Genomic DNA, 24,526 nt, shown 5'->3' with positions numbered 1-24,526 from the left:
TTATGGCAGGCGGAACATGGGAAAACACGAATAAACCGGTATTACCGGGTTTGTATATGAATTTTCAGGCAGCAGCAGCTTCAGCGATTCAAGGTGGATCACGTGGTACGGTCGTTGTACCCATCAAGGCGAATTGGGGCCCTGTACGTGAGTTTGTAGAGGTGGGCAGCGAAACGGCTATTAGCCAAATCTTCTCCGGCGACAGTGAGAACGGTGCGACAGCATATTCCACATTGTATCTGGCTTTGCTGGGCGGTCCGAAAAAACTGCTCGCTTATCGCTTGGCAGATGACACGGCTGCTGAAGCGTCTGTAACACTGAAAAGCGGTGGCGAGACCCCGACCGACGTGCTGCGTTTGAAGGCTTTGTACACAGGTAGCCGCGGTAATGGTTTTGCCGTAACGGTACAGCCAACTTTGGGCGACGAGCAAGCTCGTGAGGTGCGCCTCTATGAAGGAACCAAACTGCTGGGTACGTACAAAGGCAGCGACGGTACGGCTGCTTCAATTGCCAAAGCGCTGAACGAAAACAGCGAAAACGTATGGGTGAAAGCTGAGGTTGTCGGCGAAGGCGGCATTCCAGCGGATGTCAGCGGCGTACATCTGACAGGTGGCAATAGCGGCAATAGCAAGCTGGTTAATGCCGATTACATCGCCATGCAGGAAGCATTGGAAGGACAGGAGTTTAATGTGCTGGCCCTGGATTATGCAGCCGATCTGGCTTTGCTGCAAAGCTTTGCTGCCTGGATCAAACGTGTCCGGAATGAAGGCAAAGGCGTCATCGCTGTATTCGGCGGTTCTGCGGCAGATGATGTGTCCAAAACGGCTGTCAGCTTGGCTTCTGCACGTTCTTTGGCACTGAACCATGAAGGCATCGTAAACGTGGGCACAGGCGTACGTCTGGCAGGTACGGACTACAGCTCCGCCCAAACGGCTGCCTATGTAGCCGGACTGATCGCAGGCCAACGGTTGAACCAATCCGCAACGTATGCGGTTACGCCTTTTGAGGATGTAACCCGCCGCTGGACACGTTCCGAGCAGGAACAGGCTGTCCGTAACGGGGTGTTCCTCCTGTTCTTCGATGGCCGTCAGGTCAAAGCGCTGCGTGGAATCAACAGCTTGGTGAACCCGTCTGCCGGACAAAACAATGCGTGGAAGAAAATCCGTTCCATCCGTGTCATGGATGCCATTAACGCTGACTTGCAGCGTGCAGCCGAAGAGACTTACATTGGCAAAATCAACAACACAGTAGAAGGCCGTCTGGCACTCATCGGTGCGATCAAAGAATACCTGGCACAGCTGTCGCTGAGCAACGTGATCGAGGCGGATGGCTACGATGTCATTCTCGATCCGGCTTACTACGGTGATGCGCCAGTCATCAAACCGGAGCCGGATCAAGTGTTCCTGCAATGGAATGTGAAGCTCACCGACGTGATGGAGCAGCTGTTCGGCACATTTTACGTGCAATAAATAAGCATTTTACGCGCCTAAGCATTTTGGTGGCGATCAGTAGGATTAAGGTAGCTTTTTAACAACGAGGATTTTGTGGAATCCCGAACTATATTATGAATTATTTTGAGGAGGAAAAAGAAATGTTGGATGCTTCAAGAGTTATTTTAGGTACGTTTGGTCAGGCGCATGTGGATGGGGTGTGGCAGACGAATATCAATAAGCTGGAAGCCAGCGTGGAAATGGAAAAACGCGAGCTGAATCTCGTGGGCAATGAGTGGAAGGTGCATAAGCGCGGCATCAAAAAAGGGACGGGGACGATGAGTGGCTACAAAGTTACGTCCGATATGATTCGTCGTGGTTTTAATCGTTTTGAGATTATTACGAAGCTGGATGATCCAGAAGCTTTTGGACATGAAAGTATTCGTCTCATCCGTTGCACTGCTGACAAAATCCAGCTAGCCAACTGGACAGCAGGCGAGGAAGTACAGGAAGAAACGACCTTCACCTTCGAAGGCTATGAGCTGCTGGATCCGATTGTAGCGAACTAAATTGGTTAACGGGGAATTGGGATGCTGTCAGGTGTCCCGTTCCCCAAATGAAAATAAGAATTTGTGAAAATCTGAAATTAACAATAAGGGAGAATGACCTATGAGTTTGAATGAGAATATGACAGAAGAACAAATTTTGGACAGTCTGTTTGAAGCCGCTGAGAAACTACCGGAAGAAACGGTTCGTATCAAGCGCCTCGATATGAAAATTGTACTGCACGGACTGACCTCTAGTAAGGTGGACAGCATTCGTGAGCGTTGCATGATTCGCCGAACCGTGAAGGGTGCTGTAGACGAAAAGGTAGATACCGAAACGTTCAACGCCTTGTTGATTTCGGAAGCCACCGGAAAGTTGGAAGTGAAGGGCCTGTCCCTTAATGGTTGGGGAGATCCCCGGATTACAAGCCGCTTGAAGCTGTCCGGTGGCGAACAGTCTGTCCGCCGTATGCTGCTGGCGGGTGAACTGGATGCAGTGGGAGATAAAGTGCTGGAACTGTCCGGTTTTGGCGTTGAGATTGCTGATCTAAAAAACTAATCGGCTCCGGGGGAATGACGACGATGCTGTACCACTTGTGGGTCCGGCACCACCTTCGTCCCGGAGACTTTTGGCGGCTTCCCCGCGGTGAGCGCATGCTGCTGCTGGCGTTTGCCGAACAGGAAATGGATAACATAGCAGCTTCAAAAGTATAAACAAGGAGGTGAACATGATAGATGGCAGAAGCATTAAATTACCGCATGAACCTTGTGATTGATCCTAAAAACGTCATTAAGGCGAACAGAGAATTGCGCGCAATGGAACGCTATTTTGAGCGAATTCAAGGACGTGTTTTGAAAATCGGCCGCACTCGCATGGCCCCGGAAATTGTGCTGAACGATATGGCTTCCAAAGGCTTGGATAATCTGTTGAACAAGATTAACCGGGTTAAATCTCAGATTATTAATGCCTCTGGGAATGTGAATGTGAAGGTAAATAGCGGCACTGCTAAAGCAGACCCGGTCAAGTCTGATAACAATCTGAGTACGGTTTTGAAAGCAAATACTACTGCTGTAGAGGCCAATACGAAGGCTATTGCGGATTTGAGTACTAAGTTGGGATCTGTGACACCAGCTGCAGAGAAAAAAGAAGAGCCTAAGACGGTTTGGGGGAAAACAAAGGATTTTTTTGGTAATCTCAAAAAAATTGGTGGGGGAATAAAAAACTTATCTGAAGCACCTTCAACGGGTAAAAAAGCATTGAAAGCAGGGAAAAAATTATTTACTCGACCTGTTGGAGCAACTACTGGAGATAAGATTAAAGATGTTGCCAAAAAGGCTTATTCTTTTGGGAAAAATAGTGGGGACTTCATGGAAAAAGTAGGTGGAGGATTCTCAGATCTCTTTGAAGGTGGAGAGGGGATGTTTGGAATCTTTAAAGGTGGTGGTAGTACTGCCACAGCCGCTTCTAGTGCCGCTTCCAGCCTTGTAAACCCTAGCACAGTAGCTGGTGCAGCAGAAGAAGCAGGATCAGGCTTGTTCAAAAACCTTTTAAAAGGCGGTGCGAAAAAGCTACTGGGTCCTTTAAGCTATGGGATGGATATTATGAACATCGCACAGGCTACCTCTGGTAAAGAACGTGCAGAAGCTATTGGTTCTACTGTAGGCGGGACTGCTGGTTCTGCAATAGGCGGTGCTATAGGTTCATTTTTGCTTCCGGGTATTGGTACTGTAGTTGGTTCTCAACTTGGAAGCATGGCGGGAGATTTTGTTGGAGGAAAAATTGGCGGCTTAGTCTCAGATTATGGTCCAGCTATGATGGAAAAGGCAAAGTCCGCTGGTAAACTTCTTGGAGAAAAGGCTTCCCAGGTCAAAGGTTGGCTTTCAGATAAGGCTGGAGACTTTGGTAAGAGCTTTTCTGATTTCTTTTCTTTCGGTAAAAAAGACGAACCTAAAAAAGAGCCAACTAAGCCACCTGAAGTTCATAAACCTTCAATCCCACCTAATTCAAATATAGGTGCGTCTCTTAAGCCCTTAGCAACTATGCCGCCTTTATATAGTGCATCCGCATTCGTGCCTCCACAACCGGGCGCCAAAGGCGTTCCTAATCCTTACGGACCGATGGCTATCGCTAACCAAGGGGTAAACCCAAGCCCAATGTTGAATACTGCGGCGCATGCTAACAATGGCGCCAAAGCTAAAGGTAAGGCCAACGGTAATCCCACTCCTCAAGTAGTACAGATCAGTCCTGAACAAATGGGAACATTGTCTGGCTTTTTGAAGGATTTTAAAACCGAAACCACCAATCAATTTAATCTTCCTGCGGGGGCTGTACAGGTCACTGTGCATGAGAACAAGCTGGATGTGGATGGTCTTATTACGCAGATTGGCTACCGCCTCAAAGCTGAAATTTTGCGTGCAACGCAGAATACCAAGCCAACGGGCGCTGGAGCTATGTAATGCAGTAAATGGTAGCAGTAGGGAAGGAGGATAAAGATGGAATTTAGTTTGACGGATGGTAAAGGGAAAAAGTTTCAGTTTCCAGTAAATCCTGAGGAAGTGACGATCTCACGGCAAAAGGGATTTGATACAACGACAATTTTGTCCTACGGGGAGTTTGACTTCCCACAAGGGGAGAAGGTGAAGGAAATCTCCTTCTCTTCTTTTTTTCCGAAAGAATACAATCCAGCATATTGCACATATGAAGACATCCCTGATCCGCAGGAGGCCATGAACACGTTGAATGGCTTTTTGTTATCCAAGAGTCCGCTACGTTTTATCATTACGGAGACAGCTGTGAACGTACCCGTAATTGTAGCTTCTCATAATTCGACCTTTCGGGGCGGGGAATATGGGGATGTGAATTTTGATTTGTCACTGCGAACCTGGAGCGAAATGAAAGTAGCCAAAAAATCTGGTACCGGTTCGAAGTCTGTGACAGTCAACAAAAAGCCTCGCACGGATATGAAAGAAAAAAAGAAAACTTACACGGTTAAATCGGGAGATTCCTTGTCCAAAATTGCCAAGCTGGAGCTGGGAGACAGCTCGCAATGGAGTCGCATTTATCAGCTTAACAAAAAGACCATCGGGAAAAATCCGAATGCGATTAAACCGGGGCAAAAGCTGGTGCTGTCATGAGCTATAAAGTCATTTTACAGGATAAATATGATCTTTCGCCACTTGTGGAGAACATTAATTTAAGAGATTCGCTGGAGCAAATCGCCTATCAGGGGACGGTCAATTTGGTCGTTACGTCCGATATGCCGGTCATTTCTCCAGGGATGTCAATCCGGGTTAGTGGTATTCCTTATGGTAAAAAAGACTATGTTCCTTTGTTATCTCCAGCGGTGATCTGGGAAGTGGAAACCTCCAACAACGGGCTTAAACGTATGACGCTGACGCTATATGACCGTACGGTATATTTGGACAAGTCGGAGGATGAATATTTACTTCCTGCCAAGCAGACGGCTACCCAGCGTTTTCAGAAATATGCGAGGGATTGGAAGCTGAAAATCGCTTCTTTGCCAGACACAAAAAAGCAGCTTGGGCGCGCCGTATACCGGACGCAGTCCATTTATTCCATGATGCTGGGCGATCTGCGGGAGACGGCCAAGGCGGGCGGCAAGCTGTATCATCCACGTATGATTTCTTCCGGCTTGGAGCTGTACGAACTGGGCACGAACAAAGATGTATATGTTTTGGAGAAAGTGACCGATACGACACAATCCCGTACATTGGAAGGCGCAGCCACGAGAGTGAAGGTGCTGGCTACGGCGGCCAGTGAAACGGGGAAAGAGGTTCCTTCCAAGGTGATGGCGCTTGAGGAAAAGGATATTGCCAAATATGGAACACTTCAGGTGATCGTACAGGATGACGAGGTGAAATCGGGTGCGGCGGCACGTGAGTTGGCCAAAAGTAAGCTGAGAGGCATACAACAAACGATATCGGTAAATGCACCAGATATGAATACGATTCGAGCAGGAGACGCGGTAATGTTAGGGACCATGAAGCTGTTGGTGATTTCAGTAAGCAGGGAATTGGGCAACCCTGGAAGTATGTCGCTGGAGCTCGGAACGTATGACGATGTAAAAAGGAGGTTTTACCTTGAATAAGGACCCCTACGGGCATTTAGCCACTGCGCTGCAATCTTCATTTCATAAACACACCAAGCAAGCGCTTAGTGGAGTAGGTGCAGTATTAGGTACCATCACCTCCACAGGACTCAAGCTGGATGATTTTAAACATGAGCTTCAGGATTATCTAGTCGCCGAGCTGCCGGGGCTGCTATCTGTACCACGCCATATGTACAAAGGTACCTCAACCTCGGTGGAACCCGAAAATTGGGAGGGCAAAGAGCTGAAAACTTCCTTTTATATCGGGGAGGATGAGCTGGAGGATGTAAATCTGAGCCTGAACAAAGGACTTAAGCCCGGGGATCGTGTACTGGCGGTACGGGTGAATAGTGGTAACGATGTGGTGGTCGTGTGCAAGGTGGTGAATGGACGTGGCTAATTTGTTTCCCGAAACAGATGATATGATCTGGACAGACACAGATGTGACTGACCCGGATGTACTGGAGGATAACCGTGCTGTATTTGGGCGAAGCTGGAGATTTGATTTTGAAGCTGGGGAGTTTGTAATGAGCCCTAGCCGTAAAATCGTGACTACAGGCGAGAAAGAAGCTTGGGTACAGTGGTGTGAAAAAGCCATACGCACTCCTCGCTATCGTCATGTGATCTATTCGCCTGACTATGGAAGTGAGCTGGAGGAGCTGATTGGCAGCAGCTATGGGCACGGTGTGCAAGAAAGTGAAATTAAGCGCATGGTCACAGAGGCGTTGCTAGCAGATGCACGTACGGCTAGTGTGGATCAGTTCACGTTTCGCTGGGAAGGTGAGGCATGCTATTTTAGCTGCCAGATTACGAACGTGCGGGATGAGACAGAAATTGTGGAAAGTGTGGTGATCTAATGGCAGACTTGCCGGAATATTTGGTAGACCAGACGGAAGAGTCAATTTTAAATCGAATGCTGGAAAAAGTGCCTTCGGACATAGATAAGTCCGAGGGCTCTTTTATTTGGGATGCGCAGGCTCCAGTAGCATTTATGCTCTCTGAAGCGGCAATCTGGGCGCAGGAGCTGCTGCGTCGGGGGTTTGCCAGCACAGCAGCCAGTGATAACCCGGATTTTCGCTCGCCGGAACTGGATTTGCGGACAGCAGAGCATGGAGTGAAACGGCGGGAAGCCGTTGCTGCATCAGGTAAGGTTATGTTCAAGGGCACAGCGGGAACAACCGTCCCGTCAGGAACGTTGGTGGCGACTCCGGCAGATGATGTATCTGGGGAAGCCTCCATTGAATATGCGACTACGGCATCGGTCACGCTGGATGAACAGGGTACCGGGGAAGCGGTAATTCGGGCGGTCAATCCTGGACGCAGCGGCAACGTGCCAGCGGGTGTCATTCAGGTGATGGCTACTCCGATTAGCGGGGTTTCCTCCGTGATCAATACGGAGGAAACCAAAAGCGGCACAGACATTGAAAGCGACCAGCTGTTGCTGGAGCGTTTTTATGCCAAGGTGCGGAACCAGGGTACAAGCGGTAACAAGGCGCAGTATACCCAGTGGGCGAATGAAATTGCTGGAGTGGGTGGCGTGGAAGTTGTTCCACTCTGGAAAGGGCCAGGAACAGTGGGGTTATATGTGCTGGATACGGACAAACGAGCTGCCAGTCCGGATATCGTGGCTGCGGTGCAGAAGTATATTGATCCGACTCAGGATGGGCAAGGGGAAGGGCTGGCACCAGCAGGTCCCGTGGTGACGATCATGCCAGCGACAGAAGTGGAGATTAACATTTCGGTCAAGGTACAGCGCACCAAAGAGAAGCCGTCCACACTGGATGAAATCAAAAAGCTGATCGAAAACGGTGTGCGGACGTATTTGAAGCAGCTTGCTTTTTACAAGGCAGATCCATTGGTACGGTATACCCGGATTTCTGCTGTGCTGCTGGACATTCCGATTATTATTGATTTCTCTGAGCTGAAAATCAACGGACAGAGCAATCAGAATATTGAGATTGGATCAGGTCAGGTAGCCGTGCTGGGGACGGTGAGCGTCAGTGAGTAACAACGGAATAGACAGTTTTGAAGAGTTTTTGAATAACCCTGACGAGGGAAAACGTGTAAACCGTGGTGACACCTTTGCTAACCGGGTAGCAATAGCGAGAGATACAGTAAGCCAAATGAGCAGCGAGCGGGGACGCAAGCTGCTTTCCTATTTGCCTGCCTATTATGAAACCTCACGTGTGATGCGCTCCGATATGGATGCTAAAGGAAGCGAACTGGACGCCTTGTATCTTGCAATGGATGCAACGGTGGGACAGTTTTTCGTACGTACCGCCACCTGGGGGCTGGAACGCTGGGAAACGGAGCTAGGGATCGAAACCGATCTGGGGAAGCCGTTGGATCAGCGGCGCGCAGTGGTGGAATCGAAGCTGCGGGGGGCAGGGACTTTTTCAGGCAAGCTTGCCAAAAATGTAGCTGAGGCGTATGACGGAGGCACGGTAGATGTTACTTTTCACCCTACCGAATGGGGATTTACGGTCAAATTTATGGATACCATTGGGATTCCCCCCAACGTGGAGGACCTGAAAGCAGCCATTGAGGAGATCAAGCCCGCTCACATGGCAGTGGAGTACAAATTACGCTACCTGACCATTGCCGAAGTGGAGTCCATGACCTTCTATGAAAATGAACTTACAACACAGGATAGGTATTTAGGAGGTGGCGCATAACATGGCAAGCGAAAAAACACCGAATCTTGGTTTAAATCAAATTGACCGCACATCGCCCAAAACAACGTATTTTGATCTAGAGAAGTACTTGGATCAAAACTGGGGGGCTGTAGATGATTTTGCTGGTGACGTGAATGACGGTGTGAATGAGATTAGGAAGCGTTTGAATACAACAGAGCGTAAGGCGGTAACTTTGGAACCTGGGGTACAGATTGCTCATACGGAAAAGGCTGCGCCATTTTCGTTGACGGGGCTGAGCGGGCGTACGTTAGTGAATTTGTTGGGGCGGGCAGGCTCTTGTGACCGAATCGGCAGCCTTTTAGGTTGGGAAGCTGATCTTGCAGTTGAAACATCTAATAAGGCGCAGGGTGCAGGATCTATCAAGGTTACTGCAAAGAATGCCTCCGGTGTGTATAACGTGTATAGTACCGGATTGAAGTTTACTGGTGGAAGATACTATATCGCCCTAGCTGATGTTAAAAACATCAATGCTTCAAACAATATCTATGTAAACTTTTCAACAGGTGGTAATAAGGCCCTCAAGCAGTCAAAAGATCAAAGTCGATTCGTAACGATCTATACAAAATGTGCACCGACAAATGATACTGCGATAAACCTGGAAGTTTCATCGATTTCAACAGCAACTGGTCAAGCTTTTTATGCAGATGCTATTCGTCTTTATGAGGTCAGCGCTTCAGAATATGCTACCCTAGATAGCATGTCACCTGAACAAGTATCTACTAAATATCCATATGTAGACAGCATTATGCCTGTGCGTAATCCGTATGCGATTCGGTATGGCGAGAATTTATTGCCTAGCATTTATGAAGCTGAAAACAGCGTGACTGCAGGTTCAAAAAAAATTACTGCTCCATATGTCGCCACTATCACTAAAAGTACGGCGGGATATAGCTTGTATGCTTGGAACCTTCCTGCTACAGCTGGTAAAATTTATACTCTATCTATGAAAGTGTCAGTATCTAATATCGGCGGAGTCATTGGTGCAGGTGGATACTATAATATTCACGCGCTAGATGCTTACGGGAGTTACGTTGGAGAACCCTTAGACACTGGTCCATATGCAGTCGCTAACGGTGAGCATATTTTGTCACAGACGTTTACAACTCCTGCGGGGACATATGGATTGCGTATTATAGTTGGAGCGGACACAGGTGTTTTTGGTACGTTTGTCTTTTCAGAAATGATGCTTAACATCGGAAGCATTGCCAAACCATTCAAACCCCGTGAAGACTCCATGCTGGCATTACAAGCAGACCTGCATGCCGATCCTGTTACGGGCGAAAATGCTGATACGGTATTTGAGCGGGAGGGCCAATATTTTAAGTCTAAGAAGTGGAAAACCCTAGTGCTGGATGATAATCGGGAGTATGCATTTTACACATCGGTAATAGGGATTAAAACGGTAGGCTCACCAAACAACGGAATAATACCAGCCATAAATGGTACTGGGATATTTGTCAAGTTTGACGGCAAGGTTATTAAAGAATCGGATTATGCAACTGTAACTAGTCAATCTGACAGCCTCAATATAGGTTCATCGAGTAATAATGGCACGTACGATAATTTTCAAATAGGGGTGTCGGTTGCAGATAGCGGATGGGGAGACAGCTATATACCGACATCGGACGAAATTAAGGCGTATTTTAATGGTTGGAAGATGTATCTTGCGGGACAAGGGGATGTAAGCAAACCCTTTAATAACGAAGCAGCAGGCAAGGCGTGGTGCCCAATAGATTCTATTTATGTGGCTAACGGTACGCCATCTGCAACGTTTTTCGTTACAACATTACCAACAACAGATATAGCTTCCTTGGCATACACAAGGTATGGAAATTGGACAACGCAACAACTCACTTATCAGCTTGAGGCGCCTACTGTTGAACCTATCGTTAGCGAGGGACAGTTAACCTTTATGGAGGGTGAGAATCAGGTTGAAATCGGTACGGGAATTATACTACGTGAACGGTCAAAGGCTGTTTACACAAACGGGGCCTATTATATTAACGGTCGTACAGATGATCCGAGTATTTTAAAAAATAAAGTAAATAAAATCCTATCCGTCTATAAAGATGGTAAAAAAGATTTGTCATGGAGAACTGCTGCAGTTTCAGATCAATACCAATCCACCTATGGTAAAGAGCAAGTGTATACATTAGCTGCTAATTTCGATTTATCGTCGTCTTATAAAACTACCTACTTAATGTTTGATCGTTCACCCGTTGCCACCTTTATCGGAACTTACACAGCCAACGAAAAAACGCTTTTGCTTGACTTGGTGGATAGTGTTCAACAGAATAGTGCACTTTTATCGGTCGTTGAAAATGAGAGGAGAGAGCAAAAAAACACTTTAAAATGGATAGCACCTACGTTACTTAACGGATGGGTTAACTATGATAATACTCGTAGACCATTAGGCTACTGTAAGGATTCTCAGGGCTGGGTACATGTACAGGGATTTATTCGCGGAGGTGTCACTGCTTTTGGAACAAAGATATTTATGTTACCAGCCGGTTATGAGGCAGAAAGACCTATGGAGGTTGCGGCACTTTCTGCTGAAGGTAGTGTCCCTTATCCCTCAACTATATATGTAGGCGAGACCAGTATACAATGCGATAACGCAGTACACAATTCTTATTTGATACTTGATTTTAAATACCGTGCAAAATAAGGGGAGTGACCGAATTGAGAGCGGTTCCTAAAGTAAATCCAAACGGCCTCTATCTAGAGGATGAACTTGTGGACGATGCCTTTGTGGGAGTCGTCCCTTTTTATGCTTCATTAGAAACCATGAATCAGACTATGAAGGAAAAAAAACTTACTGGTTATATCGTAGGTATTCCAGTTCCACCGGGATTATACCAGCCCCATTTTGACATTCAATCCTGGCTAACCCATGAAGCGGAATATGATGAAAAATTGTTAGAAGCCCAGAAGATGAATGAGCAACTCAGCAAGGAATCTCAAGCTGCATTTCAGAAGCTACATGATGAATGGCAGAACATGCTGGAAAATGAACGTGGTGACGAGCCGGGATATCTTGCTCAGACATTTACAGCCCCAGAACGAAGAGATCCAACGACATTCTGGAGTGAAGGATTAAGTGGGGCAGCGATTAAAGAACTGACGCAAAAATCGGAACAACAGCTAAGTGAGACAGATCTATTGAAGCAGCGTATAGCAGATCTTGAATTAACTTTGACTCAGCTCATGCTTGGTAACACAGGAAATTAAACAAGTACTTACTCCTATTTAACTTCAAAAGACCTATTGAAAGAGGTGAAGTCATAACTATGACCGTTTTAACAGAGGCTCAGTTACGCATTTGTGCTCATGCCTGTATTACCCGCTATGATCGGGGAGAAGACCATGTAGCATCTATTATTGGAAGCTATGCTTTAAATGAACAACAACGTAAACAAGTGTTGGAAATGATTTTATCCCATCGTTCTGATCTGGAATTGGATAACGTAGAGAATTTACCATCTATGGAGGGTTCTAGTGCACAGCGAGAAACGGTTAAATGGTATAGCTCTATTTTCCGTAAGAAGACGGTATAGAGCACAGAGCAAAAATGCCTGTACTCAAAGGAGGAGTGAGTATGTATGAAAGAATGGATCTAATGTCCAGTTCGCGTGGACAAGAGCTATTCTCCTGTCTGCCAGCCTATTACGAAACCTCTCGCGTAATGTATGCAGATATGGATGCAAAGGGTAGCGAACTAGATGCTCTATATCTCGCGCTGGATGAAACATTGGCGCAATTTTTTGTTCGCACAGCCACTTGGGCGCTGGAAAGCTGGGAGATGGAGTTAGGTATCCCGGTCGATTTGGAAAAGCCGTTGGAACAGCGACGTTCTGTTGTGGAGTCGAAACTCCGTGGAAGCGGTAAATTTTCAGGAGACTTAATACGGAAAATCATGAACTCTTTTGGTGTGGAAGGGGAAGTAGACTTTCATCCGATGGAATATAAGTTTGGTATAAGCTTTGAAAACCGTATTCCTGAAAATATGCTTGATTTCAAAAAGATCATCGAGGATATTAAGCCTGCTCATCTTGCATTTTATATGAATAACAAAACTAGGCTTGCATTTCTTCATGAGAATGAAATGGTTTCTCGTATTCGATTACTTTCGAGAGTCCGCTTTTTTGGTGGGAAGCCATGGTACTTAGATGGTGTCGAGCTACTGGACGGGATAGCCTCTTTGTCCGGATGGACAGAGGAACCTATGCGATATTCCAACTGTACGAGACTAGTCATCAAGCATCGAATGGATCATCATCAGGAAGGCAACGTGAAAATTCGAAACCATTATTGGACATTAGATGGTAGCATGATGCTGGAAGGGAGTCAGATGTTAAGCTCAACCGAGGAAGTCATTTCAATTTAAATATATAAAAAAATTATCTTAAAGATAGAAGGGATGATAAGTATGGCAGAACAAGTTCTGACAGTTACAACTGCTTACGCAAGGGAACAGATGGCACGTGCCCGCGCTGAAGGAGGAACACTGACAAAAGTGGTAAAAATGGCGTTTGGTAGTGGGGGTGTGGATCAAGCAGGGAAGCCACTGCCATTGGAGGGAACAGAACAGGTGTTGAGAAAGGAATTGGTTCAGAAGGATATTACCAATTCAGAATTCATTGCTCCTGCAACCATTCGGTATACCTGCTCACTGGCAGAAAATGAATTGGTGGGTGAGACTATTAATGAGCTTGCGTTGGTAGATTCGGCTGGTAAATTAACAGCTGTCCGTACGATGACTAATAAGGTCAAGGACAGTGATATGGAGTTTGTTTTCGAAATTGATGATATTTATTAAGGAGGATGAAGAAATATGAGCATACAACAACCACGCAGATTTGTTACTACCGACCAAGGACATGCGGACGTTCTGAATGTCCCCATTGATACTCTTTATGCAAACGATCAGGAATTGGCCGCGCAGGTTGAAAATATCAAAAAGGACCCGGCTGGAAACGGGATTGCTTCCAAGGAAGCGCTAGACAATCATGCCAGCAATACAGAGATCCATGTTACGGCAGCCAAACAAGCGGCCTGGAGCGCAGCAGAGGGAAATGCCAAGAAGTATACAGAGCAATATGCAGCTCCTAAGCAGCATAGTCACCCTGCATCAGATTTGCCTTCTGCGTCAACACAGGCGAGAGGGATTGTGCAGCTTAATACTTCCACAGGGAGTACAGCTACAGATCAGGCAGCTACGCCTAGTGCGGTAAAAGCTGCTAATGATCGAGCGAATGAAGCTTACAATCGGGCAGACCAAGCTTTTACACAAGCCAGTGATCTTAAATCAAAGATCGCTAACGCTATCACTGGCAAAGGCGGTAATGCCAACTCTGGTATGACCGGAGATCAGTTAGCGGCGGTAATAAGTGGATTATCCACCAAAAAATCTGCAAGTGGGAATTTTAATGGTCAGGTATCCGCAACATCTACTAATCCTTTGTTATCTTTAGCAATCTCCGGATTATCGTTTACACCTAGCATCGTATTGGTTAACATATCTATTTCCAGTAGTACTAGTGATTATAACGGTTATATCAGCAATCTTGCAGGTATTCGCACTTATAGAGGTGCAGATGCTTCTGTTTCTTATTCAGGAGTACCGGGTGGGTTTAATTTTAATATCAGTGCAACTGTTTATATATCTAACAATGTTAAAATACAAGCTTATCAATGGTATGCTTTCGAATAAGAACAGAGCTAAGTAACAACTAAATAATGCCACGCACCGCGTGTTTTAAATGCCCTTGGATTAACCGAGGGCATTCATTTTAAACCTAGGTTCAAAAGGGGGAACAAATATGCATGAAAAGATCGATCAGATTTGGCTGGGGTTTTCCACGGGGACCTTGATCGGTTATTTTTTCGGGGGGTGGACTACAATGCTGACGTTGCTGTGGTGGATGGTCGTGATCGACTTTTTCACCGGATGGGCAGCGGCCTGGATTAATGGGGAGCTGAAAAGCCGCCAAGGATATTACGGTATTTTTCGCAAGGTTACCGTGTTTTTGCTCATTACGGTAGCCCATCTAATCGACGGTATTCTCGGGGATGCACATTATTTCCGAGATGCCGTCGTTTTCTTTTATTTAGCGAACGAGCTGTTGTCTATTATAGAAAATGTGGGCAGAATGGGAGTGCCGATGCCGGATATTTTGCGGAATGCGGTCGCCATTTTTGAGTCCAAGTCGAGTGGGGAAAAAATAAAGCCAACCGATCCTTCTGACAAGCAAAATAAAGCTTTATAAAGTGCTGACTGTTGCCATTACAAAAAAGGAAGACTACCTTATCGCCCTTTTTCGGCGTAAAAGTGGAAAAGCCCAAACCGTTTCCTTGGTCCAAGCATATGGATAACAGAGACAGCGTGCTACAACATTATGAATGACAAGGAGGGAGCGCCTTATGCAAAATCGCATCCCTAATGCTGCCGAAGGCATTGACGTGTCCCGATATCAGGGAACGATTGATTGGAAACGCGTACGAGCCGATGGTAAATCGTTTGCATTTATTAAAGCAAGTCAAGGACAGCGTTACGTTGATCCAACATTTATCATGAATGCAAAAGGGATCAAGGCAGCCGGGCTTCTGCTGGGAGCTTACCATTTTGTAGATGCAACCAGTGTAAACGCAGCCAAAGCGGAAGCCAGACATTTCGCAGAGGTACTGGATCAGGTGGGAGGCGCGAAAGCGCTCGACTTACCAGCGGTGATGGATTATGAAAACAATCCGGGAAAGCTTAGCTCGGCCGCGATTCATGAGGTTGCGCTGGCATTTTTGACGGAATTTGAACGAGTCAGCGGCCGTAAGCCGATGGTATATACAGGGAATGCTTTTGCTGCCCATTTTAAAGCTCCACTGGGTAGTTATAAACTGTGGATTGCGCGTTATAGTACACGACTCCCTAGTGATACCACAGCATGGAAGCGCTGGGATTTCTGGCAATACAGCGATAGTGGACGGGTTGATGGCATTCAAGGACCTGTGGATCTGAATGTATATGCCGGAACAGAGGCCGAGCTACGCCAAGCATTTGCAGGAGAAGAGGGGGATGAGCCAATGACAGCAGAGGAAAAAGCGGCATTTAAGGCCCTGCAGCAGCAGGTCGCCGCCCTTGAAAACAGCAAAGATGTGCTCAAGCAAACATTAAATGAACAGAGTGCTTATATTAAAAAGGTGGATCAGCGAGTAGCTGAACTGGAGGCGCGTCAGGCTATGCCTGTACCGGCCTGGGCCAAGGAAGCGGTGGCTGCTGCTGTTGCAGTTAATCCGTCAAGTCCGATTGTGGATGCGAAACTGCCAAGCAGTTATGATTTTTATCGCTTACTGGTCGTGTTGAATCGTCTGGGTGTGTTTAAAAAAGACAAATGATCTTCGAAAGAACTTATACACTGCCCATCCCACTTTTATATGAAATGAGTAAAGAAACTACGAGTGAAGCCTAAATAGACAGGCGGTTAAATGCAGCCGCCTGCCCTTATGGTTAAGTGATGTTTTTTATGACCTCTGAATAGGCTGAATCCCAAAAAAAGGTAAATAGAAAATGCATCTTACTCGAAAAGTAATTCAATATCCTCCTGACTAATCTGAGCGGTTTCAAAGTCCGAAGGAGTGAAATGAACATTCTGCTGACGAACGGTAAAATCAATGATCCGAATGATTGCTTGGACATACATATGCATAAATTCAGTTATACTTTCCTCTTCAAACATTTCTGTGCTGTACATCATATCGATCACCAATTGGTCGTTAACAACCAGGCAGTTAACTTCGATGGCGGTCGTTAGATGATTGATGTTATCTACATTTTGATTGTCTATAGTATGCCTATATACATAGTCTGAACTTTGACTTTCGTGATCGAATTGTCCCAGATAATTGAAGCGTATAGGACGAATGTCTGTATGCTTTTCAATAGCCCCTAGCATATATTTTAGGATGCCATAACCTATACCCTGATGGGGAACACGTCTGCGCAGTTCCTTGACATGTGCAATGACATTGCCTATTTCTGTGCCCGGCATTTGAATACGTAAGGGATATAACGCAGTAAACCAGCCAACCGTTCTGGATACATCTATGTGATCTAGACTCCTTCCGTGATGCTCAACCTCATAAGTGAAATCGTCCAATCCGGTCCATTCCTTTACACTTAACGCCAAGGCAGCCAGCAGTAAATCTACAGGTTCGGTATGGTAAGCCTGAGACATCTCATGGAGCAGTTTGTGCGTTTGGACAGGAGACAGATGTTCTTCAACCACAGCGCATGAAGCATAGTTTACAGCAGCGGTTGGTAGGCTTGTGATAGATGCTGGAAAATAGCGGACTCCACCCTCCATTTCGCGCCAAAACTCTAGCTCTTTCCGTAGATCCGCAGTCGTGGAATAGTGATGGAGTTCTTGAGCAAAGGCTTGAACTGAGGCCGTTTTTCTTGGGAAATTTACCTCCTCATCTTCTTTTATAGCATGGTATGCATTCAATAAATCCTCCAATATAATTCTCCAGGAAACTCCGTCTACAACCAGATGATGGGCAGTGATGAACAGTTCCCGAGTTTCCTGTCCGTGATCGAATAGAGCTGCGCGGATAGGAAGACGGTGGGACAGATCGAAACCGGATTGCAGGTTATGCACCAGGTTATTGAATTCATGTTGCCGTGCCTCGGCTGAAATAAGCATCATATCGTAACAATCCAGCTTGAACGAGACGATGGCGAGTTCTGGATTATAAAATAACTTGCCATCAGGCTCCATGCTCATCCTTAAAGCATCGTGATGCTCGATCACCTTCTGAAAGGCCTTTTCCAAAGCGGAACGATCCATTTCGTTTTTCAGCAGAAGCATGATCGATTGATTATAGTGATGAGGATTGTGAAATGTCTGCGCCATAAACCAACTGGAGATAGGAGTGGGCAGAATTTCTCCGCTGGCTGGAGCTGAATCGTATAGCTGACGCTTTGGACGTGTATAATGAGCAAGCTCCGCGATATTGGGATGCGCTAAAATATCCTGTACGCCTATCTCCAGATCATAGTTATTTAATTTGGATGTCATTTGGATTGCCTTAATAGAGTCTCCGCCCAGTGCAAAGAAATTATCATGGATACCTATGTTAGCCATCTGGAATAGCTCTCCCCAAACCTGTACGAGGATATTTTCAACCTCATTATGAGCTTCCTCATATATGCTCGTTAATCCAGAGGACAAGTCTGGTACAGGAAGTTTACGCTTGTCGACCTTACCATTTGACGTAAGTGGTACGGTCTCGAGCCGGATTATATGGCTAGGCACCATATAATGGGGAAGACAAGCATGTAAATAATTTTTGAGAAGCTCGGGAGAGACAGCAGCATCTGATACATAGTAGGCATACAAAATAGGCTGGCTATTGTCTTCGTCCGATTCCACTACATTCACAACAACGTGCTGAATACCTTGATATGAGGATAGCGCGCCTTCAATTTCCCCCAGTTCGATACGAAAGCCTTTGATTTTGACTTGGTGATCTTTCCGGCCAAGGTATTCAATCAGGCCATTTTCCAGCCGTATTCCCAAGTCTCCGGTTTTATACATTCGTTCTCCTGGAATAAAAGGATTATCGAGAAATCTTTCTTTTGTGAGTTCCGGTCTATTCAAATATCCTCTTGCTACTCCAGGACCGGAAATGTAAATTTCTCCTTTTACCTGTACAGGAACAGGCTTTAAGTACGCATCCAGCACATATATAGCCACGTTATCAGAAGGTACGCCGATAGGAACGGATCTTCGGATATCTCGGTTCGCATCATAAATATGGATCATGCAGCCTACAACAGTTTCTGTCGGTCCGTACTCATTGTACAGAGTAACATTGCCACCAAATATGTCATGAACGTTCCGGGCAAGACTGACTTTGAAATCTTCTCCACCTACAATGAATTTGCGGACGTTCGATGTACGAATATCCGACTCTTGAAGAAGGGACAAATGGGCGGGAGTAAGCTTCACAATGGTTGTACGCTGGTCTTTCAGAATGCGAAACAATACAAATTCGCTGTAATCGTCATCCCTGTAGAGGCTCATGGCATGACCGCTGATTAATGGGGTGAATATGGAAGTGACGGTCAAGTCAAAGGCTATTGACGAATAACAGGCAAAGACCTCACGTGCGGCGGAAAAGTAGGTTTTATTCGCCCAATATATGTAATTCACAAGTCCCTTGTGGTGGACTGCAACTCCTTTAGGCTTGCCTGTGGAACCAGAGGTATAAATGACATAAGCGAGCTGGTCCGGTCCGATTTTCGGCTCCAGATTGGAGTCATCACCATCGTACAGGGATGCATCATCCATACGATAGACTTCTCTGGAAAAAGAGATATCATCATCCAATGGTGCGTCGGTGAGCAGCAAGGCAGCCCCGGAATCCTCCAGCATAAAGCTAACACGGTCAGCTGGATAGTGTGGATCTATCGGCAGGTAGGTCCCGCCTGATTTCAATACAGCTAAGATCGAAATGATAAGTTCAAACGAATGCCCCGCCATGATTCCGACGATACTCTCTTGGCCAATCCCCCTACTTTTTAAAAACCTCGCCAGTTGGTTAGCTCGTTCGTTTAACTCACGATAGGTTAACGTTTGCTCTTCAAAGTAACAGGCAATTTCATTAGCTTTTTCAACGACCTGCTGTTCAAATAACTGAGTAATGGTTAGGGACGAAGGATAGGGGGAGTGAGTTTGATTCAGCTCATAGATTAGCTCATTGTGTTCCTGCGTAGACAGCATTTCAATTTCCGCAATCGGAGTGTATGGCTGCTCGATCATCTCGCGAATCATATGCATGAGATGCTCAAACATTTTGGCAATCTGCAGCTCGCTGAAAGTCTTCACTCTATAGTCAAAATCCAGCGTAATTTTTCCGCTCCCCTCCCAATCACGTATAACTAGCTGCAGGGCATAAGGCTGATAACCACTGAATACCTCCTGAACTTCATAGGGGCATCCATCAAATTGGGGACTAAATTTCATATTGTAATAATTAACACACATATCAAACAGACCGTCATATCCTTTTTGGGCAAGCTCCAAATCACCAGCCAGAAGATCATACGGATATTTTTGATGAAAGTAAAAATTCATTAGCTCTGTTCCCACCTGCTTCATCCAGGAGTAGGCATCTAAAGCTTCATCCACTTGGATACGAAACGGCATTGTGCTGGTGAACATGCCAAACGTATTTTTTTGCTTTTTTCCTGATCTGTTCAGGACAGGTGTCCCGATGACTACATCGGTTTCTTGAGTCGTTCGGTAGATGTAAAGCAGAAGGGCGGATACGAATAACACATTTACAGAAAGCTTGGAGCTTTGGATAAAATTCTGGATGATGCGAGAGGTTTCGCTATCGATGGCAAAGGATGAGCGAACGGCCGAAATATCTTTACTTTTGTTGATGGGTATCATATCAGGTAAGGTTTGAAACTTTTCATTCCAGAACATTTTATTTTTGATAAAACGTTCAGATGCTAGATAGGCTTGTTCTTGATCAATGATAGGTATGTAGGAATATTCTTCATCAGCAGGGAGAGGACGGTGGTTGACTAGTAGAGTATAATACTGCGAAATTCGTTCCGACACGATATGTAAAGCCCAACCGTCTGCAATAATATGATGAAATTTACCCAAATAACCAACATCATCAGGTCCCAGCCGAAAGATAACAAAAGAATATAGTTTGGAGTTCAACAGAGGCATCGCTTGTCCGCTCACGACCTTCAGCCATTGTTCAAAATGCTGTAAAGGATCAGTCTCATGACTAAAATCAAGATATTCGATATTCTCCTTTTCATAGGGCTTAACGTATTGTACGGGTTCTCCATCTTGCTCTTCGATCCGGATACGGAGGCCTTCAGTTTTGGAAATGAAGAGCTGAATCGCATTCTCCAGTGCACCAAGCTCGAGTTCCTTTTGAATGCGTACTAGTCCGGTCAGATTATGCATGGCCGTCGTGCCATGTATTTTTTCGTTATACCAAATTCTTTTTTGAGCATGCGTTAATGCATAGAACATACATTAGCCTCCTTATACATGCAGATTTTGAAAAACGTAGAGTCTACATAAAAATGATGCTATCCGACCAAATAAAAACAATCAAGCAGAAAAAATGTATTTTTATGAGGAAAATAAAACGGATTTTCGACAATTGTATACCAATTTAAACATACGAGTTCCCTTTAAAAGGTTTTTGTAGGTTTACTAGGGAATTTCGAAAAAGTGTGAATTAACTCACTACATCCGAACGGGATGAAATGTTAAGGTGTTAATACAAATTCAATTAAATTGATAATTATTAGTTTATTACGTATTTTTGGAAATTGACTCTCCGAATTAAGATCAATACCTGGTAATCTCCCGATTTTTCGTCACATAAACCCATTCCTATTTAATATATATTCATTATAAATTGCTTAAATATCCATAAAATAAATATAAAATTACGCATATTTATACGTCCATATTGAATGCTTCGTTTTGAATACTATTTATCCTAGTGTTTTTATATAATTACTAGATAATTAGTCTTACATATATTGGTCAAGCATGCTTTGATTACATATTACAAAGAAAGCTGGAGCGATTATGGAATGTAAAAAGATGATCATGAGAAAAATGGCAGCGGTTATTCTGATTTTCGCTTTAGTGGCGGCATGTATTCTGCCCAATCACGCGGAAGCCGCAGCAGGTTTGGATCAAGCCACGACTCAACGTCTAGAAGCATTTATTCATGAGAAAATGCAGGAAGGTCATATCCCCGGAATGACAGTAGTGGTGGTTCGGGGAAAAGAAACGGCTTACCTCAAAAGTTTTGGGTATGCAAATGTGGACAAGCAAGCTCCTGTTACACCTGAGACAAGCTTTGAAATTGCCTCTTGTTCTAAAGGATTCACAGCACTTGCTGTACTGCAGCTACAGCAGCAGGGTTTGTTGAAACTGGATGATCCTGTTTCGAAGTATTTTCCATGGTTCCAAGCCAAGTACAAACACCAAAATGTCGAGATTACACTGCGACAGTTGCTACATCACTCAAGTGGCATTCCATGGTATACGATTACCGACATTCCGATCTCCAACCGCGTCGATTCACTCGAACAGGTTGTTAGGAATGTGAATGGCTTAGAATTACATAACCGTCCTGGCGAACGCTTTGAATATGCCACCATTAACTATGCCATCGTGGGGGCTGTCATTCAAAAGGTCACAGGGCAGCCTTACGAAGATTATATGAAGGCCCATATTTTTCAGCCATTGGGTCTGCATAAGACCACTCTTTACCCCACAGAAGCCGCATCCACACTGGCAACAGGCTACAAGAACGGCTTTTTTCAAGCACGTGAATATCAATCCCCTGTCTTTAGGGGGAATCGTCCTGCTGGTTATATCATGATGGACGGTAATGACCTCGCTACCTGGCTCAAATATCAACTGGGCAGCCTGAAATCTCCCATGACTCCATTAATTATGGAAACGCATGCGCCTGACCGCACTGTGGCTCCTAGCAAGTTTGATATGTCGTCTTATGCTATGGGCTGGGCTGATTATCAAAGCGGAAATGGAGAGGTGTCGAAGGCTGGATTAAATCCGAATTTTTCTGCATATATGGTTTTTCGCCCTCAAGATCAGCTCGCTGTAGGGATTATGGCGAATAACGGTACCACTTTAACGTATATTACGGGTCACGGCCTGATGGATATTTTACGAGATCGTCAACCTGTGTCTCCGTATGAGCCGGATCAGAAAACAGATAATGCATGGTCCGTCATTACGATTATGCTGGCATGTTATGTGCTGGCTGTAGGAGTTCTGCTAATTACAGTTGTTCGGGACATCATCCGCAAACAACGTGTTTATAAGTCTTTGAATCCAAAAAAGCTGCTCACATGGCTGGTGTTTTTACTTTGCAGTACACCGTTTTTGTATGGAGTTTATCTGGTTCCTACTGCGATGCAAGGGGTTTCCTGGACAACCGCGATTGTCTGGTCTCCGTTTAGCTTTCCGTTTGCGATTGGGGCCTTGGGCCTAGGATTGCTCTTGAGCTTTGTCTACTTGGTGCTGGGTACGCTTTTCCCTAACGCAGATGAAACTAGACGTTCGCTTCCTTTATTGGTGATGATGAGCTTGCTGAGCGGTGCGGCGAATGCCTTTGTCATTTTTATCGTCAATTTCTCGATTGGCAGCGAGATTCCGCTCAAATACCTGCTGTATTATTTCGGGCTGGCGTTGGCAGTATATATTTTCGGCCGCAAGCTGATTGAAACCAAATTAGTGAAGATCACCTATAACATGATTTATCGAAAACGGATGGAACTCATTCAACGAGTGCTGCACAGCTCTTATGACAAATTAGAACGCATGGACAATGGCAAAATTTTAGCCACTTTAAATAATGATACGGAGATGGTCGGCTTCTCGGCTAATGTGGCGGTCGGGTTCGCAACCAGCTTGCTGACTGTCATCTGCTGCTTTGTTTATCTCGGTACGATTTCGTTTTGGGGAACAATTCTCTCGCTGGTCGTGATTGCGGTGATTGCCGCATTTTATAGCCTTGTCAGCGGTACGGCTAACCGTTATTGGGAAGAGGCGAGGGATACCCAAAACGTATATTTGGGGTTTATCGATCACATGCTCAAAGGCTTTAAAGAGCTTAGTATGCATGGTCGCAAAAAGGCGGAGTTCGGGAGCGATATTCAGGATAGCTGTGAACAGTATCGGCAAAAACGCTCGGTGTCCCGTATTAAATTTACCAATGCGCTGGTGCTGGGCGAAACGCTGCTGATTTTAATTTTAGGTGTAGTAACCTTTGTGTTCCCGACGATTTTCCCGAACATAAAGGATTACACATTAATTCAATTTGTTGTCGTGTTTCTATATTTGATTGGACCGATCAACGGGTTGTTGCAGGCTGTGCCGGAGTTGTTCCAGATTCGGACCTCATGGCGAAGAATTAAAACCTTTATTGCGGAAATGCCAACTAATGACAGTGGAGAAGTACATGATACTGCGAGTGTGGTGGATGAAGAGGTTGCTGTGGAACGCATTGGTTTTCACAATCTTAGCTTTGAGTACAGCAACGTGACTGGAGAGTCCAGCTTTGTGGTTGGACCTATTACGCTGGAGGCCGCTAAAGGACAGATCATTTTTATTACAGGCGGCAACGGCAGTGGTAAAACAACGCTTGCCAAGCTAATGACCGCTCTTTACCCGCCACAAACGGGATACATCACGATCAATGGAGAAGCCATTGACCCACGTACCTCGGGCGAGTATTTCTCCACCGTGTTCTCTGATTTCCATTTGTTTGAGCGTTTGTACGACATTGATTATAAGGAAAAGCAATCTGACATTGAGCGTTATCTGAAAAGGCTGGGATTGGAGGATAAAGTAACGGTTAAGGATGGATATTTTAGCACGCTCAAGCTATCTGGCGGCCAGCGGAAGCGGCTTGCGCTGTTGGTCTGTTATCTGGAGAATCGACCTGTATATTTGTTTGACGAATGGGCTGCGGATCAAGATCCAGAGTTCCGAAAGTTCTTTTACCATACACTTCTGCCTGAAATGAAGGCGGCAGGCAAAATTGTTTTCGCCATCACGCATGATGACCATTATTTTCATACCGCAGACCGCCTGTTGAAGATGGAAATGGGACAGATGAAGGAACTGGAAGTACTGAGTGCTGAAGTCAGTGGCTCATAACCAATC

The 24,526-nt window shown here is 45.4% G+C and carries 21 protein-coding genes; 20 read left to right on the top strand and 1 reads right to left on the bottom strand.

Annotation, left to right across the window (positions count from 1 at the left end; genetic code table 11):
* Window positions 1–2 precede the first annotated feature (2 nt).
* The 19 genes from MMB75_RS15240 (at window position 3) to MMB75_RS15150 (ending at window position 16,169) form a co-directional block, all read left to right on the top strand.
* Window positions 3–1,469: a phage tail sheath family protein gene (locus MMB75_RS15240; protein ID WP_031463044.1), complete on the top strand. Its 1,467-nt coding sequence runs from the start codon at window positions 3–5 to the stop codon at window positions 1,467–1,469.
* A gap of 122 nt (window positions 1,470–1,591) precedes the next feature.
* Window positions 1,592–1,999: a phage tail tube protein gene (locus MMB75_RS15235; RefSeq protein WP_016821317.1), complete on the top strand. Its 408-nt coding sequence runs from the start codon at window positions 1,592–1,594 to the stop codon at window positions 1,997–1,999.
* A 100-nt stretch (window positions 2,000–2,099) separates the two neighbouring features.
* Entirely contained in the window at window positions 2,100–2,534 is a 435-nt protein-coding gene (locus tag MMB75_RS15230) for a phage tail assembly chaperone (RefSeq protein ID WP_016821316.1), read from the top strand.
* 23 nt (window positions 2,535–2,557) lie between these two features.
* Entirely contained in the window at window positions 2,558–2,689 is a 132-nt protein-coding gene (locus MMB75_RS15225) for a hypothetical protein (protein ID WP_016821314.1), read from the top strand.
* Between the two features lie 21 nt (window positions 2,690–2,710).
* Complete coding sequence (locus MMB75_RS15220; protein WP_039276888.1) at window positions 2,711–4,432, top strand: hypothetical protein; 1,722 nt, start codon at window positions 2,711–2,713, stop codon at window positions 4,430–4,432.
* A 36-nt stretch (window positions 4,433–4,468) separates the two neighbouring features.
* Complete coding sequence (locus MMB75_RS15215) at window positions 4,469–5,110, top strand: LysM peptidoglycan-binding domain-containing protein (protein WP_025364227.1); 642 nt, start codon at window positions 4,469–4,471, stop codon at window positions 5,108–5,110.
* Window positions 5,107–6,084, top strand: a complete 978-nt coding sequence (locus tag MMB75_RS15210) for an XkdQ/YqbQ family protein (RefSeq protein WP_045244110.1) — start codon at window positions 5,107–5,109, stop codon at window positions 6,082–6,084. Before MMB75_RS15215 ends, MMB75_RS15210 begins: the two co-directional genes overlap by 4 nt.
* Window positions 6,077–6,484, top strand: a complete 408-nt coding sequence (locus tag MMB75_RS15205) for a hypothetical protein (RefSeq protein WP_045244109.1) — start codon at window positions 6,077–6,079, stop codon at window positions 6,482–6,484. Before MMB75_RS15210 ends, MMB75_RS15205 begins: the two co-directional genes overlap by 8 nt.
* Window positions 6,471–6,941: a DUF2634 domain-containing protein gene (locus MMB75_RS15200; RefSeq protein ID WP_016821304.1), complete on the top strand. Its 471-nt coding sequence runs from the start codon at window positions 6,471–6,473 to the stop codon at window positions 6,939–6,941. The genes MMB75_RS15205 and MMB75_RS15200 overlap by 14 nt, the downstream gene beginning before the upstream one ends.
* Window positions 6,941–8,092: a baseplate J/gp47 family protein gene (locus MMB75_RS15195; RefSeq protein ID WP_045244108.1), complete on the top strand. Its 1,152-nt coding sequence runs from the start codon at window positions 6,941–6,943 to the stop codon at window positions 8,090–8,092. The genes MMB75_RS15200 and MMB75_RS15195 overlap by 1 nt, the downstream gene beginning before the upstream one ends.
* The gene (locus MMB75_RS15190) at window positions 8,085–8,759 is read left to right on the top strand and encodes a putative phage tail protein (RefSeq protein ID WP_045244107.1); all 675 of its coding nucleotides are present in this window, start codon (window positions 8,085–8,087) and stop codon (window positions 8,757–8,759) included. Before MMB75_RS15195 ends, MMB75_RS15190 begins: the two co-directional genes overlap by 8 nt.
* A 1-nt stretch (window position 8,760) precedes the next feature.
* Window positions 8,761–11,448, top strand: coding sequence for a hypothetical protein (locus tag MMB75_RS15185; protein ID WP_045244106.1), 2,688 nt, complete (start codon window positions 8,761–8,763; stop codon window positions 11,446–11,448).
* A 14-nt stretch (window positions 11,449–11,462) separates the two neighbouring features.
* Window positions 11,463–12,011: a hypothetical protein gene (locus MMB75_RS15180; protein WP_045244105.1), complete on the top strand. Its 549-nt coding sequence runs from the start codon at window positions 11,463–11,465 to the stop codon at window positions 12,009–12,011.
* A gap of 59 nt (window positions 12,012–12,070) precedes the next feature.
* Entirely contained in the window at window positions 12,071–12,337 is a 267-nt protein-coding gene (locus tag MMB75_RS15175; protein WP_017426422.1) for a hypothetical protein, read from the top strand.
* A gap of 41 nt (window positions 12,338–12,378) precedes the next feature.
* Complete coding sequence (locus MMB75_RS15170) at window positions 12,379–13,167, top strand: putative phage tail protein (protein WP_045244104.1); 789 nt, start codon at window positions 12,379–12,381, stop codon at window positions 13,165–13,167.
* 42 nt (window positions 13,168–13,209) lie between these two features.
* Window positions 13,210–13,599, top strand: a complete 390-nt coding sequence (locus tag MMB75_RS15165) for a phage tail-collar fiber domain-containing protein (RefSeq protein WP_017426424.1) — start codon at window positions 13,210–13,212, stop codon at window positions 13,597–13,599.
* A 15-nt stretch (window positions 13,600–13,614) separates the two neighbouring features.
* Entirely contained in the window at window positions 13,615–14,493 is an 879-nt protein-coding gene (locus tag MMB75_RS15160; protein WP_045244103.1) for a tail fiber protein, read from the top strand.
* A gap of 109 nt (window positions 14,494–14,602) precedes the next feature.
* Entirely contained in the window at window positions 14,603–15,049 is a 447-nt protein-coding gene (locus tag MMB75_RS15155; protein WP_016821295.1) for a phage holin family protein, read from the top strand.
* A 154-nt stretch (window positions 15,050–15,203) separates the two neighbouring features.
* Window positions 15,204–16,169 carry a glycoside hydrolase family 25 protein gene (locus MMB75_RS15150; RefSeq protein WP_045244102.1) on the top strand — a complete coding sequence of 322 codons (966 nt, stop codon included), beginning with the start codon at window positions 15,204–15,206 and terminating at the stop codon, window positions 16,167–16,169.
* A 179-nt stretch (window positions 16,170–16,348) separates the two neighbouring features.
* Here MMB75_RS15150 and MMB75_RS15145 read toward each other — a convergent pair whose 3' ends face one another.
* Window positions 16,349–20,839: a non-ribosomal peptide synthetase gene (locus MMB75_RS15145; RefSeq protein WP_045244101.1), complete on the bottom strand. Its 4,491-nt coding sequence runs from the start codon at window positions 20,837–20,839 to the stop codon at window positions 16,349–16,351.
* Window positions 20,840–21,424: 585 nt separating this feature from the next.
* On the opposite strand from MMB75_RS15145, the gene MMB75_RS15140 reads away from it, so the two are divergent.
* Window positions 21,425–24,520 carry a cyclic peptide export ABC transporter gene (locus tag MMB75_RS15140; RefSeq protein ID WP_230681849.1) on the top strand — a complete coding sequence of 1,032 codons (3,096 nt, stop codon included), beginning with the start codon at window positions 21,425–21,427 and terminating at the stop codon, window positions 24,518–24,520.
* Window positions 24,521–24,526 lie beyond the last annotated feature (6 nt).

The sequence above is a fragment of the Paenibacillus sp. P2(2022) genome (genome assembly GCF_029522175.1).
Lineage (GTDB): Bacteria > Bacillota > Bacilli > Paenibacillales > Paenibacillaceae > Paenibacillus > Paenibacillus polymyxa.
Note: the sequence above shows the minus strand (reverse complement) of the source record. Positions and strands in the feature narration are given on the sequence as shown.

Bases quoted from the DNA above. Each gene is read 5' to 3' on its own strand.
- MMB75_RS15240 (WP_031463044.1), top strand. From the start codon at position 3: ATGGCAGGCGGAACATGGGAAAACACGAATAAACCGGTATTACCGGGT.
- MMB75_RS15175 (WP_017426422.1), top strand. From the start codon at position 12,071: ATGACCGTTTTAACAGAGGCTCAGTTACGCATTTGTGCTCATGCCTGT.
- MMB75_RS15230 (WP_016821316.1), top strand. From the start codon at position 2,100: ATGAGTTTGAATGAGAATATGACAGAAGAACAAATTTTGGACAGTCTG.
- MMB75_RS15235 (WP_016821317.1), top strand. From the start codon at position 1,592: ATGTTGGATGCTTCAAGAGTTATTTTAGGTACGTTTGGTCAGGCGCAT.
- MMB75_RS15200 (WP_016821304.1), top strand. From the start codon at position 6,471: ATGGACGTGGCTAATTTGTTTCCCGAAACAGATGATATGATCTGGACA.
- MMB75_RS15165 (WP_017426424.1), top strand. From the start codon at position 13,210: ATGGCAGAACAAGTTCTGACAGTTACAACTGCTTACGCAAGGGAACAG.
- MMB75_RS15185 (WP_045244106.1), top strand. From the start codon at position 8,761: ATGGCAAGCGAAAAAACACCGAATCTTGGTTTAAATCAAATTGACCGC.
- MMB75_RS15140 (WP_230681849.1), top strand. From the start codon at position 21,425: ATGATCATGAGAAAAATGGCAGCGGTTATTCTGATTTTCGCTTTAGTG.
- MMB75_RS15210 (WP_045244110.1), top strand. From the start codon at position 5,107: ATGAGCTATAAAGTCATTTTACAGGATAAATATGATCTTTCGCCACTT.
- MMB75_RS15220 (WP_039276888.1), top strand. From the start codon at position 2,711: ATGGCAGAAGCATTAAATTACCGCATGAACCTTGTGATTGATCCTAAA.
- MMB75_RS15215 (WP_025364227.1), top strand. From the start codon at position 4,469: ATGGAATTTAGTTTGACGGATGGTAAAGGGAAAAAGTTTCAGTTTCCA.
- MMB75_RS15160 (WP_045244103.1), top strand. From the start codon at position 13,615: ATGAGCATACAACAACCACGCAGATTTGTTACTACCGACCAAGGACAT.
- MMB75_RS15195 (WP_045244108.1), top strand. From the start codon at position 6,941: ATGGCAGACTTGCCGGAATATTTGGTAGACCAGACGGAAGAGTCAATT.
- MMB75_RS15170 (WP_045244104.1), top strand. From the start codon at position 12,379: ATGTATGAAAGAATGGATCTAATGTCCAGTTCGCGTGGACAAGAGCTA.
- MMB75_RS15150 (WP_045244102.1), top strand. From the start codon at position 15,204: ATGCAAAATCGCATCCCTAATGCTGCCGAAGGCATTGACGTGTCCCGA.
- MMB75_RS15225 (WP_016821314.1), top strand. From the start codon at position 2,558: ATGCTGTACCACTTGTGGGTCCGGCACCACCTTCGTCCCGGAGACTTT.
- MMB75_RS15145 (WP_045244101.1), bottom strand. From the start codon at position 20,839: ATGTTCTATGCATTAACGCATGCTCAAAAAAGAATTTGGTATAACGAA.
- MMB75_RS15155 (WP_016821295.1), top strand. From the start codon at position 14,603: ATGCATGAAAAGATCGATCAGATTTGGCTGGGGTTTTCCACGGGGACC.